Origin of the sequence: Mesorhizobium sp. M7A.F.Ca.US.005.03.2.1, from assembly GCF_003997795.1 — a bacterium.
In the GTDB taxonomy this organism is placed as follows: domain Bacteria; phylum Pseudomonadota; class Alphaproteobacteria; order Rhizobiales; family Rhizobiaceae; genus Mesorhizobium; species Mesorhizobium ciceri.
Genome location: NZ_RZRP01001060.1, coordinates 1 through 1862 on the forward strand (window position 1 = coordinate 1; position 1862 = coordinate 1862).

Genomic DNA, 1862 nt, shown 5'->3' on the forward strand with positions numbered 1-1862 from the left:
CGCCGCAGCGTCAGGTACCAGCTTCTCGTCGTCCGTTGCTTGAAGTCCGGCCGAGCGCACAGACAGCTTCCGGCGCGACCAGCGGGCGAAGATGTTATCATTGCCGCCGCTCATTCCTTGTCTCCAGTCCCGGAAGGCCAATTGCGCCCCGCATCAAGCTTTGCCCGATCGCGCTTGCGCTTGACGAACGGCCGCTCGACATGGTGGGCTTCAACGAAGGCGGCAAGCTGCTGCTGGATCTCGGACGGCATCGGAACCGCCTCGATGATGTCGGTGCCGGACTCCGTCAGCGACTCGGCGTCCGAGGGATCGGCGGTTACCAATTGCAGCAGGACCCCGGGAGGCGCATTCGTGTGCCGGAGCGATCCCCACAGGCTCGGCTGCTGAGAACGTAAGTTCTCCCGGTACATCGTCGTGTCCGCTCCGAAGAACTCGATGTCCGCCGCTCCCGCATAATAGCGGGTTACTGTTGCGGTTTCATCGAGCGCCGTCCAAGCTGCGGCTACCGGAACGCCGACGAGCACCGCAACGGGCATCCAGGCATGATCGACCCACGGGTTCTGCAGAGTCCGTCGCTCGACGACGACACCGACTTGAGTTGTTTCCCGAACCAATTCGGAATCCTGACTGTCCACAATGCCTAACTTGCGGGTGTGGCGGCTCGAAGCGGCAGGCCGGCGATTAGGTTCTGCGGCTTCATGCGAACCATGCGGTCGGATGTCATCGCCATGATCAACCAGATCGGCCGCGCACCCACTTCCGGCCTAACTTCGTCGAATTCGGAGAAGTCGAGCCGAAACAAAGCTATAATGCGCTTTGCCGCCTCAGGGTCAAGGTCCTCGCCTGTCCACAGCGCATTGCCGATACGCGTCGCCTCCGCGTCCAGACCGACGAACCATGCCCAATCGTCGTCCTCGGTCCGCTCGACCGGCTCAACCCTCACCTCAATGGCCAGCAGATGGCGTATCCAGGCCTCGATCGCGGCGGCAAGGCCGCGCCGCGCCGGACTGTCGACGTCGCCGAGGCCAAGCACCATGTCAAAGGCATCGCTCCTGCCGAAATAGCTGCAGGCATTCTTCTCCTGGAGAATCTGCAGCTCGGTGACGGCAGGCCCTCCGAGCATGTTCAGGAGAGGCGAGGCGTGACGGTTCTGCTCGTGGACTTCAATGGTTTCCGCATCTGCAAGCAGCAGCGCACCTTCATGGAGGGTCACTCGCTGGGCACGGTAAAACAGCTCGGCCGCACGCAGCACGAAGGGATCGTCGTCGCCGTCAAGCGCATTGCGCAGCACCAGTTGCGCAAGCTGGTTCATGAACAGGGGCGGAATGTCGGCAGCCGAGCCGCGCGCGAGTTCGAGATAGCAGGCTTCGAGGGACGGCGCTGCCAAAAGGCGATTGCGAAAGGCAATCATGAACTCCCAGTTTTCCCGAGCATCCGGGTCGTCGATCGCGGCGATCTCCTCGTTCCCGACCGGCCGGCGCGGATCGTGCATCAGCAACTCGTGATGCAGCCGCAACTCCGCCGCGCACGCATCTTCCGGCGGCAGAAGCTCAGGGCGAGCCAAATAAGCTTTGAGGAACGGATCAGTCACCATCAACCGGCCTGCCTTGTCGCGATCGAGCAGATGGTGGCCCGAAGAAATCCAGAAATCTATCATTTGTGCCTACCCGCCAGCACCACGATGTCGACTTCTTCCATCGCACCCTCTTCTCCCTCGACCTCGATGATGCGGAATGCGGCCGCCGGATCAAGGCGGCTCACCTTCCGGTGCAGGGTGCGGAACGATTCACGGATGCCCGCCTCCTCGCCAGCGCGGTGCAGCGCAACAAGGGTGTTCGGCGGATGACTGCACAGGGACTGCG

General features: G+C 62.5%; 3 protein-coding genes. All 3 read right to left on the reverse strand.

From position 1 onward, the window contains the following. Positions 1-110: 110 nt before the first annotated feature. Entirely contained in the window at positions 111-635 is a 525-nt protein-coding gene (locus EN991_RS34560; protein WP_348630519.1) for a DUF3305 domain-containing protein, read from the reverse strand. 5 nt (positions 636-640) lie between these two features. After that, the gene (locus EN991_RS34565; RefSeq protein WP_127370406.1) at positions 641-1657 is read right to left on the reverse strand and encodes a DUF6352 family protein; all 1017 of its coding nucleotides are present in this window, start codon (positions 1655-1657) and stop codon (positions 641-643) included. Then, a partial coding sequence (locus EN991_RS40135) for a DUF6505 family protein (protein WP_245461161.1) occupies positions 1654-1862 on the reverse strand: 209 nt, incomplete at its 5' end. The genes EN991_RS40135 and EN991_RS34565, both read right to left, overlap by 4 nt.